Origin of the sequence: Nocardia sp. NPDC056541 (assembly GCF_042794235.1) — a bacterium.
GTDB lineage: Bacteria > Actinomycetota > Actinomycetes > Mycobacteriales > Mycobacteriaceae > Nocardia.
Genome location: NZ_JBHTUD010000023.1, coordinates 77962 through 91322 on the forward strand (window position 1 = coordinate 77962; position 13361 = coordinate 91322).

Annotated in this window: 13 protein-coding genes; 5 read left to right on the plus strand and 8 right to left on the minus strand. The window is 68.9% G+C overall.

What is annotated here, in order from left to right:
* Window positions 1-7: 7 nt before the first annotated feature.
* Window positions 8-1063, minus strand: coding sequence for a FecCD family ABC transporter permease (locus ACFQ9R_RS30340; protein WP_378995472.1), 1056 nt, complete (start codon window positions 1061-1063; stop codon window positions 8-10).
* Window positions 1060-2058 (minus strand): iron chelate uptake ABC transporter family permease subunit, encoded by a 999-nt coding sequence (locus tag ACFQ9R_RS30345; RefSeq protein WP_378662344.1) that lies wholly within the window; start codon window positions 2056-2058, stop codon window positions 1060-1062. The genes ACFQ9R_RS30340 and ACFQ9R_RS30345 overlap by 4 nt, the downstream gene beginning before the upstream one ends.
* 155 nt (window positions 2059-2213) lie before the next feature.
* Between ACFQ9R_RS30345 and ACFQ9R_RS30350 the strand changes: the two genes are divergently transcribed.
* Window positions 2214-2930 (plus strand): hypothetical protein, encoded by a 717-nt coding sequence (locus tag ACFQ9R_RS30350; RefSeq protein WP_378995474.1) that lies wholly within the window; start codon window positions 2214-2216, stop codon window positions 2928-2930.
* A 118-nt stretch (window positions 2931-3048) separates the two neighbouring features.
* Here ACFQ9R_RS30350 and ACFQ9R_RS30355 read toward each other — a convergent pair whose 3' ends face one another.
* Window positions 3049-4614 carry an MFS transporter gene (locus ACFQ9R_RS30355; RefSeq protein ID WP_378995476.1) on the minus strand — a complete coding sequence of 522 codons (1566 nt, stop codon included), beginning with the start codon at window positions 4612-4614 and terminating at the stop codon, window positions 3049-3051.
* A 98-nt stretch (window positions 4615-4712) separates the two neighbouring features.
* Here ACFQ9R_RS30355 and ACFQ9R_RS30360 point away from each other — a divergent pair, with 98 nt between their 5' ends.
* Complete coding sequence (locus ACFQ9R_RS30360) at window positions 4713-5870, plus strand: DUF5925 domain-containing protein (protein ID WP_378995478.1); 1158 nt, start codon at window positions 4713-4715, stop codon at window positions 5868-5870.
* Between the two features lie 58 nt (window positions 5871-5928).
* On the opposite strand, the gene ACFQ9R_RS30365 is transcribed toward ACFQ9R_RS30360, so the two are convergent.
* Complete coding sequence (locus tag ACFQ9R_RS30365) at window positions 5929-6504, minus strand: TetR/AcrR family transcriptional regulator (protein ID WP_378635667.1); 576 nt, start codon at window positions 6502-6504, stop codon at window positions 5929-5931.
* Window positions 6505-6608: 104 nt separating this feature from the next.
* On the opposite strand from ACFQ9R_RS30365, the gene ACFQ9R_RS30370 reads away from it, so the two are divergent.
* Window positions 6609-8303, plus strand: a complete 1695-nt coding sequence (locus tag ACFQ9R_RS30370) for a nitroreductase family deazaflavin-dependent oxidoreductase (RefSeq protein WP_378995480.1) — start codon at window positions 6609-6611, stop codon at window positions 8301-8303.
* On the opposite strand, the gene ACFQ9R_RS30375 is transcribed toward ACFQ9R_RS30370, so the two are convergent.
* Both ACFQ9R_RS30375 and ACFQ9R_RS30380 read right to left on the minus strand, forming a co-directional pair.
* On the minus strand, window positions 8293-9630 hold the full coding sequence (locus tag ACFQ9R_RS30375; RefSeq protein ID WP_378995482.1) for an MFS transporter: 1338 nt from the start codon (window positions 9628-9630) through the stop codon (window positions 8293-8295). The two genes, ACFQ9R_RS30370 and ACFQ9R_RS30375, sit on opposite strands and share 11 nt — an antisense overlap.
* 114 nt (window positions 9631-9744) lie before the next feature.
* Entirely contained in the window at window positions 9745-10590 is an 846-nt protein-coding gene (locus tag ACFQ9R_RS30380; RefSeq protein ID WP_378995484.1) for an NAD(P)H-binding protein, read from the minus strand.
* A gap of 94 nt (window positions 10591-10684) precedes the next feature.
* Here ACFQ9R_RS30380 and ACFQ9R_RS30385 point away from each other — a divergent pair, with 94 nt between their 5' ends.
* Both ACFQ9R_RS30385 and ACFQ9R_RS30390 read left to right on the plus strand, forming a co-directional pair.
* Entirely contained in the window at window positions 10685-11617 is a 933-nt protein-coding gene (locus ACFQ9R_RS30385; RefSeq protein ID WP_378995486.1) for an AraC family transcriptional regulator, read from the plus strand.
* Between the two features lie 7 nt (window positions 11618-11624).
* Window positions 11625-12041 carry an acyl-CoA thioesterase gene (locus ACFQ9R_RS30390; protein ID WP_378995488.1) on the plus strand — a complete coding sequence of 139 codons (417 nt, stop codon included), beginning with the start codon at window positions 11625-11627 and terminating at the stop codon, window positions 12039-12041.
* 66 nt (window positions 12042-12107) lie between these two features.
* Here ACFQ9R_RS30390 and ACFQ9R_RS30395 read toward each other — a convergent pair whose 3' ends face one another.
* Both ACFQ9R_RS30395 and ACFQ9R_RS30400 read right to left on the minus strand, forming a co-directional pair.
* Window positions 12108-12323 carry a hypothetical protein gene (locus tag ACFQ9R_RS30395; RefSeq protein WP_378995490.1) on the minus strand — a complete coding sequence of 72 codons (216 nt, stop codon included), beginning with the start codon at window positions 12321-12323 and terminating at the stop codon, window positions 12108-12110.
* 127 nt (window positions 12324-12450) lie between these two features.
* Window positions 12451-13254: an SDR family oxidoreductase gene (locus ACFQ9R_RS30400; protein ID WP_378995492.1), complete on the minus strand. Its 804-nt coding sequence runs from the start codon at window positions 13252-13254 to the stop codon at window positions 12451-12453.
* Between the last annotated feature and the right edge of the window lie 107 nt (window positions 13255-13361).

Consider the following 13361-nt stretch of genomic DNA (forward strand, 5'->3'; position numbering starts at 1 on the left):
CGCTTTCCTAGTTCCGTCGCGCCTCGGCGACCAGCAGATACGCCAGGTACAGGCCACCGACCGAGACGGTGACGAGGCCGACCGGCACGGTCGTCGGGGCGAACGCGTGCTGGGCGATCCAGTCGCAGGTGATCAGCAACATCGCTCCCATCGCCGCCGAGGGCGCGAGCGCGATCGACGGTGTGCGGGCCAGCTTGCGCGCCAGATGCGGTGCGGCGAGGGCGACGAACGCGATCGGGCCCGCGACCGCCGTCGCCACCGCCGTGAACGCGACGCTGAGCACGATCAGCCACAGCATCGCCCGGCTGACGTCGAGGCCGAACGCCCTGGCGGTGTCGTCACCGAGTTCGAGGATCTGTAAGCGGGGGGCCGCGGGGATCAGCGCGATCGCCAGCAGCGCGAGGATCACCACTGCGGGACCGACCTGCGGCCACGAGAGTCCGTTGAGCGTGCCAGCGCCCCAGGCCGCCGCCGACATCGCCGCGTCCAGGTCGGCGCGCAGGATCAGCCAGGTGTTGATCGAGGCGAGCATGGCGCTGACGCCGATGCCGACGATGATCAGCCGGAACCCGGCTACGTTGTGCCGGAACGCGAGGAGGTGGATCACCAGCGCGGCGCCGAGCCCGCCGATCACCGCACCGGTCGCGGTCTGCAGGTGCCCACCACCCAGGGTCAGGATGGCGATCAGCGCGCCGGTGTAGGCGCCGGTGTTGAACCCGACGATGTCCGGGCTGCCCAGCGGATTCCTGGTCACCGATTGCAGAATGGCGCCGCTCACGCCCAGCGCGGCGCCGAGGATCAGCGCGAGCAGGATGCGCGGCAGCCGCCAGTCCCACACCACCAGCCGGTCGAATCGCTCGTCGCCGATCACCAGCGCGCGGAGCACCCGCAGGGGCGGGATCAGGTAGTCACCGCTGCCGAGGGCCAGCACCGCTGTCACCACCGAGATCGTGAGCAGGACAGCGCAAACCACCAGGGTGCGCACGCCGATCCGGGCGGAGAAGCGTGTTCCGCGCGGCCGGACCACCAGCATCGCGCGGCCGAAATCGATCGTCGAACTCATGCGGCGGCACCTACTCTTGCGCGACGGGCCAGCCAGATCAGTACCGGCGCCCCGAGGAACGCGGTGACCAGGCCTGCGGGAACTTCATCGGGACGAATGACGAGGCGGCCCACGATGTCGGCCGACAGCACCAGGATCGGCGCCAGCACCAGCGAATAGGCGAAGATCCAGCGTTGGTCGGGTCCGATCAGCCACCGGGCCACATGCGGAACCGCGAGACCGACGAACGCGATCGGGCCCACCGCCGCGGTCGCGGTGCCGCACAGCAGCACCACCGCCAGCGCGGTGAACAGGCGTGTGCGCCCCACGTGCACACCCAGCGAGTGCGCCAGATCGTCGCCGAGCGCGACCGCGTTGAGCGAGCGCGCGCACAGCGCCGCGATGATCAGGCCCGCGGCGATGAACGGGGTCGCGCCGTAGAGGATCTCGAATCCGCGTCCGGTGAGTCCGCCGGAATCCCATTGACGCATTTCGTCGAAAGCCTTGGGGTGCATCAGGATCAAGCCCCTGGTCAGGCCGCCGAGAACCGCGGTGGCGGCGACGCCTGCCAGTGTCAGCCGCACCGGGTCGGTGCCGGATCGTCCGGCGGTGCCCACGCGGTAGACGACCACCGACACCAGGGCGGCGCCGAGAAACCCGAACCAGACGTACGAGGTGATCTCGCTCACGCCGAACATCGCGACGGCGATGGTGATCGCGAAGGCCGCTCCCGCGTTGACGCCGAGCAGGCCGGGGTCTGCCAGCGGGTTGCGGGTCAGGCCCTGCATCAAGCAGCCCGCGACGCCGAGCGCGAGCCCGACCAGTAGCCCGAGCAGAGTGCGTGGCACGCGGTACTCGGTGACGGTCACGTGATCGGGAGTGGTGCTCACGCCGAACAGTGCCTGCCAGACATCGCCGATCGCAATGGCTTTCGTGCCGACCAGCAGGCTGAGAGCACAGACTGCGACCAGCGCGAATGCGGCAAGAAGCCACCCGCACCAACGCGGATTTCTCATCAGGGTTCTCTCTCGCGGCGAAACTGGGTCGTCTTGGAGGTTAGCCTAAGCAAGGTCTTGATAGGTGAGGCTTACCTCGCTATGGTCACATCTCGCCCGGACCGCAGCTTGTGCGCCGCGCATCTCACCACGAGGAACACGAAAGGTTCACCCCCGTGAAAATCACCAAGTTCGCCCTGCTGGCCTCCACCGTCAGCGTTGCCCTCGGCATCGCTGCCGGAACCAGCCACGCAGCACCTGCCGCGGATGAGCCGATCAACTACACGTCCACCACCACCGAGACCTCGACGATCATCGGCACCGACGCGGGCTCGATGGTGGTCGAGGACGGCGTCTTCAAGATCAAGGCCGCCAACGGCACCACCGTCGCGGGTACCGAATTGGCCTTCCGCGTAGACGAATTCGTGTTCCCGATCGCCGCCGACATCTCCGGCCGCACCGCCACGCTGACCCCGCAGTTCGACCTGGCGCACGCCACCTACAAGCCGGTCGCGCTGCCCTACGAGAACGTGGCTCCGTGGAAGAGCGAGTACGACCGTGAGCAGGCCGCCTGGAGCCGCATGACCGGCACCATCTCCCTGGGCGCCAGCATCGCCACCCTGGTCGGCGGCCTCGGCGGCGGCGCGATCGGTTGTGTGCTCGGCGGCATCGCGGGCGCCACCATCGCCTCGGCCACCATCGTCGGCATGTTCGGCCCGTTCATTCCGGCCGCGGCCGTCGGCTGCATCGCCGGCATCATGGCCATCGGCGCGCTCGGCACCCTCGCGGGCCAGATCTTCATCACCGCCCCCGTCGCGATCATGGCCGCGGTGCAGTACTTCACCACCATCAACTCCCCGATGCCGAACAACCCCGCCCCGGCCACCAAGTAGCGGTCAGGGCCTCGGCCGAATCGGCCGACTACGAACCTCGCGGAGGGGACAACTCAGCGAGAGACGAATCCCGCCCGGTCAGCATCGGGCGGGATTTGTTGTGTCCGAACCACTTCGGTCAGTCGATGTCGGATGTCTTCTCGTTCGGCGCGGGGATGTGCCGGAGCAGCCCCATGACCAGCCCGGCGGCGACGGCGGTGAGCCCGATGCCGACCACCGAGTTCACCTGCAGCGCTTGGGTGTAGGCCTCGCGGGCGACGGTGGACAACTCGGCGCCCAGCGTTTCGGGCAGTGTCGTCGCGACGTGCAGGGCGCCCGCGAGGGTGTCCTCGGCCACCTGCGCGACCTCCGGCGGGAGTCCGGCGGGCAGCTGCTCCGACATCTGCCCGCGGTAGACGGCGGTGCCGATGCTGCCGATCACCGCCACGCCCAGCGCCGCCGACAATTCCTGACCGGTTTCGGAGATGGCGGAGGCGGCACCGGCGCGCGCCGGGTCGACCGCGCCGACGATCAGGTCGAGGCCGAGGACGAACATCGGGCTCAGGCCGAGGGAGAACACCACCATGCCGGTGACGATCAGCGCCAGGTCGTCGGCGCCGGCGAGCTGAGTGAACAGCGCGTACCCGGCCATGGCGATGATCAGGCCGCCGGTCATCAGGTACGCGGGCCTGATCTTGGGCGCGAGCGCGCTCACCACCCCGGCAGCCACGACCATCGCCGCCGCCTGCGGCACGGTCCACAGACCGGCCTCGAACGCCGAAAGGCCCAGCACCAGTTGCAGATACTGCGCGAGCAGCAGGAACAGCCCACCCATCGCCAGCATGGCGACCATCAACGCGATCAGTGATCCGCTGAACCGGACATTGCCGAACAGGCGCAGGTCGATCAGCGGATCGGTCAGGCGTTGCTGACGCAGGACGAACACCGTGCCGAGTACCAGACCGCCGACCAGCACGCCGACGGCCTCGATCGACCAGCCGTCCTTGGCGAGCTCCTTGATGCCGTAGATGACGCCCATCACCGACAGCAGTGACAGAACCGCGCTGAGAATGTCGAGCTTGCCCGGATTCGGGTCCTTGTACTCGGGCAGCAGGAACGGGCCGGTCGCCAGCAGCAGCACCATCGCGGGCACCGCCACCAGGAATACCGAACCCCACCAGAAGTTCTCGAGCATCGCGCCACCGACGAGCGGTCCGATCACCATGCCGACCATGAAACTGGTCATCCACACGCTGATCGCGGCGGTGCGCTGGCGGTCGTCGTGGAACATGTTGCGGATCAGCGCCAGCGTGGACGGCATCAGCGTCGCGCCCGCGATGCCGAGCAGCGCGCGGGTGCCGATCAGCATGTTGGCGCTGGTCGAGTACGCGGCGATCACGGAGGCGGCGCCGAAGGCCAATGCGCCGATCATCAGGAGTTTGCGCCGGCCGATGCGGTCGCCGAGGGTACCCATGGTGATGAGGAAGCCGGCGACCAGGAAGCCGTAGATGTCGAGAATCCACAGCAATTGGGAGCTGCTGGGTTCGAGTGCTTCGCTGATGCGCGGGATCGCCAGGTACAGCACGCTCAGGTCCATCGAGATGAGCAGCGTCGGCAGGGCGAGGACGGCCAGTCCGATCCACTCCTTGATCCCGGCCGTCGTGGCGGATTCCGGCGGGGACTGGTCGCGCTGAGTGGACGTCACCCTACGACCGTACCGACGCCTTCGCCTACGGTGCCAGCGAGTTTTCGCGTCGGTGCGCGTCGTAAGTCATTGGACATTCCGGGCCGAGGGCCACGATCATGGGCTCGGTGTCCACACGTAATGAACAGCTCAGGCTCGTCGATTCGCCGCGTCAGCCGCAGGATCAGGGCGAGCCGTTTCCGTGGTCGGCGACCATCGACTCCACCTATTCGACCCGCGACGCGATCGACGCGCTAGCCCTCGCCCCGTTCCTGCGTGGCGACCAGCCGTTCGCCCGCCAGGCCCACCTCGACCGGGTGCGCCCCGACGCGGCGCTGCGGCCCGCCGACGCGCGGATCGTGCGCTCGGTCGCCGACGACGACAGCAGCGCCTTGCTCGCGGCCGGTGACGGCTGGGCATTGCGGGCCGTTCGGTGGGCGAGCGGTTCGGCCACGATCGAAGTGACCGCGGTGAGCGACGAACTCGCCGTCGATGTGCTGGCGCAGGCCACCGATGGGGCAGCACTGTCACGCGACAGTGCGGCCACGGTCGAGATGGGATTCTGGCACATGGACGTCCGGCGCCCCGCGCGCAGACGGCGCCAGATCGCGGCGCCCGCGTGGGCGGAGATCCGTGGCAACTACACCGGCTCGGTGTCCACGAGCATGGAGCGATTGATGGGGCTCGGCGTCGCCGATATCAAGGGACGGCTGGTGCTGCTGCACGGTGAGCCCGGCACCGGCAAGACCACCGCGCTACGTGCGCTCGCGCGGTCGTGGGCGCCGTGGTGTCAGGTCGACTGTGTCGTCGATCCGGAAGAACTGTTCAGCAATCCCGGCTACCTGATGGAAGTCGCGGCGGGTGCCGACGGCGACGACGAGGACGGCCGCTGGCGGCTGCTGGTGCTGGAGGACTGCGACGAACTGATCCGTGGTGAGGCGAAAGAAGCAGCGGGGCAGAAGCTTTCGCGTCTGCTCAATCTCACCGACGGCATGCTGGGCCAGGGCCGCAACGTGCTGATCGCGATCACCACCAACGAAGACCTCTCCCGGCTGCACCCCGCCGTGGTGCGGCCGGGCCGCTGCCTGGCCCAACTCGAGGTCGGCCGGCTCTCGGCGACGGAAGCCGAAGAGTGGCTGGCCCGCCAGGACGGCGTTCCCGCCGAGTCGAGCTTTCCCGACGGCGCGACCCTGGCCGAACTGGTCGCCCACCGCGACGGCGGGATCCAGATCCGATCCACCATCGACCACTCGACCGACGTCGGCATGTACCTCTAGCGTTCCCGTGCGCAGACGGCCTCTCCGGCCTCGGCCGGAGCGCCGTCGGGCCTGCGGGTCAAGGTGTGCCGACGGGGCGGATGTGTGCCCTGACCAGCTCGGTGAGGTGACGGCCGACGCGGTCGAGCGGCTCGGTGCTGTGCTTGGCCAGCGACATCACCACCGCGCCCTCGATCGTGGCGATGACGGTCGTCGCCAAGGAGCTGGCGGTATCGGGGTCGATGTTCTCCGCGCGGAGCCGGGTCTCCAGTGTCCGCTCCCAGTCGTCGAACGCCTCGCCTGCCGCGTCGGCCGCCGCGGGTGACTCCGAGCGTCCGAGTGCCGCGGCCACGATCGGGCAGCCGGCGAGGAAGTCGCTGGACTCGACGACCTGTTTCCACGCGTCGGCGAACGACGCGATGGTCTCCTCCGGCTTGGTGTTCTTGCTGAAGGTCTCGATCAGCGTGGTCATCGCCCGGCCCGCGACTCGGGTGGCCTCGGTGATCAACTCGGACTTGCCGCCGGGGAAGTTCAGGTAGATAGTCCGGCGGGAGAGCCCGCTGTGGTCGAGCAGGTTCGCGACACCGGTCCCGGCGACGCCGTTGCGGCGCACCAGGTCGATCGTGCTCTGGACGAGTCCGTCGCGCGCTGCCATCGACATCCTTTCGATCGGTCCGATTGAAGTATACCGATCGGTGTACTACCGTCGAGTAAGTACACCGATCGGTGTACTCGACGTGATCCGCGGAGGAGCCGACGATGACAGCCCTGAGCGATCCGCTCGCCCTGCCGTGCGGCCAAGTGCTACCCAACCGGCTGATGAAGGCCGCGCTCAGCGAGGGGCTCGGTACCGCCGCCGGTGCGCCGGACGAACGGCTAGAGCGGCTCTACAGCCGGTGGGGCACCGGCGGTTTCGGTCTGGTGGTCACCGGCAACGTGATGGTCGACCACGACCACCTCGGTGAGCCGGGCAATGTCGTGATCGCCGACGAACGCCACCTCGACGACCTGCGCCGCTGGGCACGAACCGCCAAGGACGGTGGCGCCCGGCTCTGGATGCAGATCAATCACCCCGGCAGGCAGGCGAATCCGCTCGCGACCCGGTCGCAGCCGGTAGCGCCCTCGGCGATCGGGCTCGGTCTGCCCGGCATCCCGGCGCCGCGCGCGCTCACCGACGCCGAGATCGTCGACATCGTGCACCGATTCGCCGCCACCGCGCGGATCGCCGAGCGCGCGGGCTTCGACGGCGTGCAGATCCACGGCGCGCACGGCTACCTCGTCTCACAGTTCCTCTCGCCGCTGGCCAATCAGCGCGACGACCGCTGGGGTGGTGACCCGCAACGGCGGGCGCGATTCGTGCTGGAGGTGGTGCGCGCGATCAGGGCCGAGGTATCGACGTCGTTCGCCGTCGCGATCAAGCTCAACTCCGCGGACTTCCAGCGCGGCGGCTTCACCGAGGACGAGTCGCGCGAGGTGGTGCGCCGCCTCGCCGCCGAGCAGCTGGATCTGATCGAGATCAGCGGCGGCAGTTACGAATCGCCGGCGATGATGGGCCGGCCGGCGGCGCGTTCGGCGAGCACCGTCGCGCGCGAGGCGTACTTCCTCGAGTACGCCGAGTCGGTCCGGGCGGCCGCCGGGTCGGTGCCGCTGGCCGTCACCGGCGGATTCCGGTCCCGCGTGGCCATGGTCGACGCGGTCGAGTCGGGAGAGTGCGATGTGGTCGGCCTCGGCAGGCCGAGTGCGGTGGCACCGAATGCCGCGGGTGACATCCTGCACGAGCGCACCGCGCGACTGCATTCCCCGCAGATCTCGCTGCGCCTGCCCGCGCGCGTATCCACACTGTCCAATGTCAAGAGCCTCGAAGGTGCCCTCGACCTGCAGTGGCACACTGATCAGCTGCATCTGCTCGGGGCGGGCGACGAGCCCGACCCCGACCGCACACCGTGGCTCACGGTAGCGGCCATGCTGAAGCATCACGGCGTCGACGCGTTCCGAAGCAGAAGGGGATCGACCATGAACAACAAGGACCCGAAGCGGCGCAAGTTCGAGGTCGAGCGGGCGGTGGGTCGCTACGTCGCCAACCCGGCGGTCCGCGCGCTGAGCCGGATCGGCATCCGCACCTCGTTCGCGACCGAGCTCGAGACGATCGGACGCAAGTCCGGGCAGGCCCGGGTGGTGCCGGTCTCGGTGGCGTTCGACGACAGCGGCGCGTGGGTGATCAGCCAGCACGGGACCAGGTCGGGGTGGGCCGCCAATATCGGCGCGGAACCGACAGTGCGGGTCCGCCAGGGGAAGCGGTGGCGAACCGGGACCGCTGAGCTGCGCCCGGCCGACGATGTCGTCGCGCGGGCTCGCACCTTCGCACCCAATCCGGTGTTCGCCGGGCTGACCGCGGCCACCTTCCGCGCATTGCAGAGCACGCCGGTCTCGGTCCGGATCACCTTCACCGACTGACGACGTTCGCCGTGGCCGCGCAGGCCAGGGTGAGGACCAGCGGAACGGTCAGCGCCGCGGTGAGCGGGATCACGGCGGTGAGCCAGCCGATCATCGCGGGGCCCGCGAGCAGGCCGAGGTAGCCGATGGTGAAGACGCGCGACATGTCCGTGGCTGCTGTCGTGCCGCCGAGATTGCCCGCGGTGGAGAAGATCTGGGGGACGCCGCCCGCCAGGCCGAGGCCGCACATCGCCCAGCCGAGCAGGGTGAGTGGCAACCACGGCGATCCGATGACCACCGCGAATCCCGCTGCGGCGAGCAGACTTCCGTAGCGAACGATGGCGACCGGGCCGATCGCACCGGTCACCCTGTCCGCGAGGAATCGTCCGAGGGTCATCGTCGCGGAGAAGGCGCCGAAGGCAAGGGCGGCGTCGGCCTCGGAAGTATCGAGGCGCTCGCGCACCTGGAGCGCGCTCCAGTCGGCCGCCACGCCCTCCGCGAGTAGCAGCACGAACGCGACGGCCCCGAGCGAGAGCACTTTTCGGGCCCGCTGGTGTCGATCGCCGTGCTGGTCGGTGCGATTCTCGGCGCGGGGCCGAACAGAAGCGGCGGGACCGGAGGTTGCGGTCAGTGAACCTGTCGAGTTGCTCGCGTCGGTACAGTGTCGCAGGTCCGCCGGTTCGCTTGGGTCGGCTGTCGGCCGCTCTCGCGCGCTGTTCGCGGATCGCGCACCCTCGTTGTCGTAATCTTCGAGGTGCGAGGGTGATTCGGGCTGTTGACGGCCGAGCAGGTGCGGCACCAGGGCAGCGGTGACGACCAATCCTGCGATCCCGGCGCACGTCAACGTCAGCTGCGGCGGCCACTGCGCGTACTGCGCGGCCGCGCCCGCCAGCGACCCGACGAACCCGCCCGCCGAGAACATCGCATGGAAGGCGGACATGATCGGCCGGTGATACGCCCGTTCGACGTACACCGCCTGGGTGTTCATCGACACGTCGAGGGCGCCCATGCCGAACCCGAAGCACGCCACAGCGATCGCCAAAGTGATCGGGCTGGTCGCCAGTCCTGGGCCGAGCACGGTCACCGAGATCGCCGACGCGGCCGTGGCGACCAGTGTGCGGCTGCCGAACCGGTCGGCGGCCGGGCCCGCGAGCCGCATGCCGACGAGCGCGGCGCCGGCCATCAGCAGCACGAGCACGCTGAGCATCGAGGCCGACACCCCGGCTCGGTCGGTGATCGCCGGAATGTGGACCACCCACATCGCGAGCAGTACCCCGTTCAGCGTGAAGGCCGCGAACACGGCGGCGCGGGCCGTCCGAAACTTGCGGTCGATCGTCGCTGAACCCACCACTTCGACGGTACCGCCTCGGCGCGGGGGTACCCGGCAATTCAAGATCACCAGGCCCTACGAGTTCGCCGTTCGGGCGCTGTCTCGGTGCGGGCCTGGTGATCAACTGTCCGACTACTGCCGAGGCGTCCAGGCGCCGGTGGCGGCGGTTTCCTTGGCGTAGTCGGTGAAATCGCGCGCCTCGCGGCCGAGGGCTCGGCGGACACCGTCGGCGGTGGCGGTGTTGCGGCCGTCGAGGATGGTGCCGAACAGGTAGTCGAGCAGGCTGATCACGTCATCGGGGACCTGGTATTCGCTCAGGGCCGCAACGAATTCCGGCCGGGAGACGGGAACGAAGGCGATCTCGCGACCGGTGGCCGCGGCGATCTCGCCGACCGCGTCGGCGAAGGTCAGGGCGCGGGGGCCGGTGAGTTCGTAGAGCTGACCCGCGTGGCGCGCGTCGGTGAGCGCGGCCGCCGCCACCTCGGCGATGTCGTCGACGTGCACGAACGGTTCCGGCACATCGCCGTTGGGCAGCGCCACCGCACCGGCGAGCACGTCGTCGACGAAGGCGCCTTCGCTGAAGTTGTGCGCGAAGAAGGCGCAGCGCACGATGGTCCAGCTCAGACCTGAATTCTGCACGATCTCTTCGCATTCCAGCGCTTCGGGTTCGCCGCGACCGGACAGCAGCACCACCGAGCGCGCGCCCGCGGCTCGGGCGGCGGCGGTGAACGCGCGGATGATGTCCGGGGCCCCGGGTACGGCGAGGTCGGGCTGGAAGGCGAGGTAGACGGAGTCGACGCCGGCGAGCGCGGGCGCCCAGGTCTGCCGGTCGGTCCAATCGAAGGGGATCGCCGCGGTGCGTGAGCCGTGGCGGACCGGTCGGCCCGCGGCTTCGAGGAGGGCCGCCACCCGGCTGCCGGTCTTGCCGGTAGCGCCGGTGATGAGGGAAAGCTGCTGGTGAGAAGCGGTGTTTGTCATAAGACAAGTACACCGTCGCGCGGCCCGCGGCGACATCGTCGTGCCGCTCACGAACATGCGTTGTCGTCTACGGGTTGTCGTCTACTGTGGAGTGGTGGATGCGTTAGCCGGTCTGCTCGAAGGTCCACGCGCCCGCGGTGCGTTCCTCATGTGTTCGCTGCTGAACCCACCGTGGTCGCTGCGCGTGCAGGACGAAGCCCCGCTCACGGTGCTCGCGATGATCCGCGGAAAGGCTTGGGTCAGCACCGATTCCATGCCGCCGCGGCAACTCGGCGCGGGCGACGTCGCGGTTTTCCGTGGGCCGCAGCCGTATACGGTGGCCGACGATCCGGCGACCGAACCCCAGGTCGTCATCCAGCCGGGGCAGGTCACCACGACGCCCGAGGGCGAGATCCTGTGCGAGACACTGAGTCTGGGCGTGCGCCAGTGGGGCACCGATATCGACGGCGAGACGCTGATGGTCACCGGAACCTACGAATCCGCGGGCGCGGTGAGCAGACGGTTGCTGCGTGCGCTGCCGCAGGTCGCGGTGCTGCCGCGCGGCGAGCTCGATACCCGCCTGCTCGATCTGCTCGTCGACGAAGCGACCAAGGACCTGCCCGCGCAGACCGCCGTTCTCGACCGCCTGCTCGACCTGCTGCTCATCGCCGCCCTGCGTGCCTGGTTCGCCCGCGACGACGCCCCCGCCTGGTACCACGCCTACAGTGATCCGCTGGTCGGCAAGGCCCTGCGCCTGCTCCAGCACAATCCGGCCCATCCGTGGACGGTGGTCGCCCTGGCCGAAGCGGTCGGCATGTCCCGGGCCGCGCTGGCCCGCCGGTTCAGCGAGCTGGTCGGGGAACCGCCGATGAGCTTTCTGACCGAATGGCGGCTCTCGCTCGCCGCCGATCTGCTCGCCGAATCCGACGCGACGGTGGAATCCATTGCTCACCAGGTCGGATACGGCAGCGCCTTCGCCCTCAGCACCGCCTTCAAACGGCACTTCGGGGTGAGCCCGCGCGACCACCGGCAGGGGAGCGCGGCATGATGGCCCGATGAGCTATCCCGTCCTGTGGCCGATGCCGACCCGGTGGGCCGACAACGACCAGTACGGCCACGTGAACAACGTGACCTACTACTCCTACTTCGACACCGCCGTGAACGCCTGGCTGATGCGCGCCACCGGTACCGACATCACCGAGCTGCCCGCGCTCGGCGTCGTCGCGCAGACGTCGTGCCGATTCCACGGCTCGGTCAGCTTTCCCGACCAGCTCCAGGTGGGCCTGCGGATCGCCCGCCTCGGCACCTCGAGCATCACCTACGACCTGGCGATCTTCCGCGCGGGCGACGGCGGGCTCGAGCTCGCCGCCACCGGCGAATTCGTCCACGTCTATGTCGACGCCGACACCCGCAAACCGGTGGCGATCCCCGAGGTGGTGCGGACAGCGGCCGCGGAGCTCGTCACCGAGTAGCGTTTACGAGGCTATGACGCCGACCTCGGGGCGATGTCGACTCTGAAGCCCGTCGTGGCACAGCCTTCAGGATGCAATGACGCCGACCTCGGGCCATTCGCTGCCGCGGCGGGCGCGCAGGATGATCTGGCCCGCGGGCGAGTCGGGTGGTCCGGGGAGGGCGGCGAAGGTCTTCTTGTCGATGACCAGGGACGAGTCGAGTTGTTCTCGGCTCGGCCCCCATAGGTACTCGACCTCGGTGAGCTCGTCGCGAATCTTCTTGAAATACATCAGGTGCGCCATCGCCGGATCTCCGCGTAGACCTCCACCGATCAGCGGATCGTGACCGGCGGCTTGGAGACTATCGTGGCAGGAATCGAGCGATCTCGCCGCTACCTCGCCGAATTTTTTCGGGCGCACCGTCCGCTGTTCACGCGCGCAGCATGGTCTGGAACCGGCGCATACCGGAAATCCACCGGTCGTAGTCCGAACCCTTGTTGCGGTACATCTGCAGTACCTCGGGGTGCGGCAGGATCAGGAAGTGTTCGGCGGCCATCGCCTCGACGACAGTTTCGGCGACTTCTTCGGGGGAGAGCACCGCGCCCGCGGTCTTCACGGCCTTGATCGCCAGCGCGCCCGCCTCCGGGTCGTCGGGGATGAGCGCACCGGTGAGCAGCTGGGTGTCCACACCCATCGGACACAGGCAGCTCACGCGAATGCCCTTGTCGCCGTACGTAACCGAAAGCCATTCGGCGAAGCCCACCGCAGCGTGTTTGGTCACCGAATAAGGGGCGGAACCGATTTGGGTGAGCAGCCCCGCGGCGGAGGCGGTGGAGACGAAGTAGCCACTGCCACGCTCGAGCCAACCGGGAACGAGTAGTTTCGCGGCCCGCACGTGGGCCATCACATTCACCTCGATGGTGCTCGCCCACTGGGCCTCCGTGCTGTCCAGGCCGGGACCGCCGCCGATGCCCGCGTTCGCGAAATACAGGTCCACCGGACCGAATTCGCGTTCGGCGGTGGCGATCGATTCCGCCACGACCTGCTCGTCGGCCACATCGCCGCCGACCGCGATCGCGTTGTCACCGAGGTCGGCCGCTACCTTCGCCGCGCTGTCCGCATCGAGATCGGCGACGACGACCTTCGCGTCACCGGCGACGAGGCGATAGGCGAGTGCGGCACCGATACCCGCACCCGCGCCGGTGACGATCGCGACCTTGCCTGCTATCTCCATCCCCGCACAGTAACTTTTGGAGCGCTGGCGCGCTCGAGTTCGCGCCCCTGGCGGTCCCGTCGATCAGGTGCCGTTGCTTGCTCCTTCGTCGCCTACGCAACGGCACC

Bases quoted from the DNA above. Each gene is read 5' to 3' on its own strand.
- ACFQ9R_RS30340 (WP_378995472.1), bottom strand. From the start codon at position 1,063: ATGAGTTCGACGATCGATTTCGGCCGCGCGATGCTGGTGGTCCGGCCG.
- ACFQ9R_RS30345 (WP_378662344.1), bottom strand. From the start codon at position 2,058: ATGAGAAATCCGCGTTGGTGCGGGTGGCTTCTTGCCGCATTCGCGCTG.
- ACFQ9R_RS30360 (WP_378995478.1), top strand. From the start codon at position 4,713: ATGGGCTCGGTGTCCACACGTAATGAACAGCTCAGGCTCGTCGATTCG.
- ACFQ9R_RS30365 (WP_378635667.1), bottom strand. From the start codon at position 6,504: ATGGCAGCGCGCGACGGACTCGTCCAGAGCACGATCGACCTGGTGCGC.
- ACFQ9R_RS30370 (WP_378995480.1), top strand. From the start codon at position 6,609: ATGACAGCCCTGAGCGATCCGCTCGCCCTGCCGTGCGGCCAAGTGCTA.
- ACFQ9R_RS30380 (WP_378995484.1), bottom strand. From the start codon at position 10,590: ATGACAAACACCGCTTCTCACCAGCAGCTTTCCCTCATCACCGGCGCT.
- ACFQ9R_RS30390 (WP_378995488.1), top strand. From the start codon at position 11,625: ATGAGCTATCCCGTCCTGTGGCCGATGCCGACCCGGTGGGCCGACAAC.
- ACFQ9R_RS30395 (WP_378995490.1), bottom strand. From the start codon at position 12,323: ATGGCGCACCTGATGTATTTCAAGAAGATTCGCGACGAGCTCACCGAG.
- ACFQ9R_RS30400 (WP_378995492.1), bottom strand. From the start codon at position 13,254: ATGGAGATAGCAGGCAAGGTCGCGATCGTCACCGGCGCGGGTGCGGGT.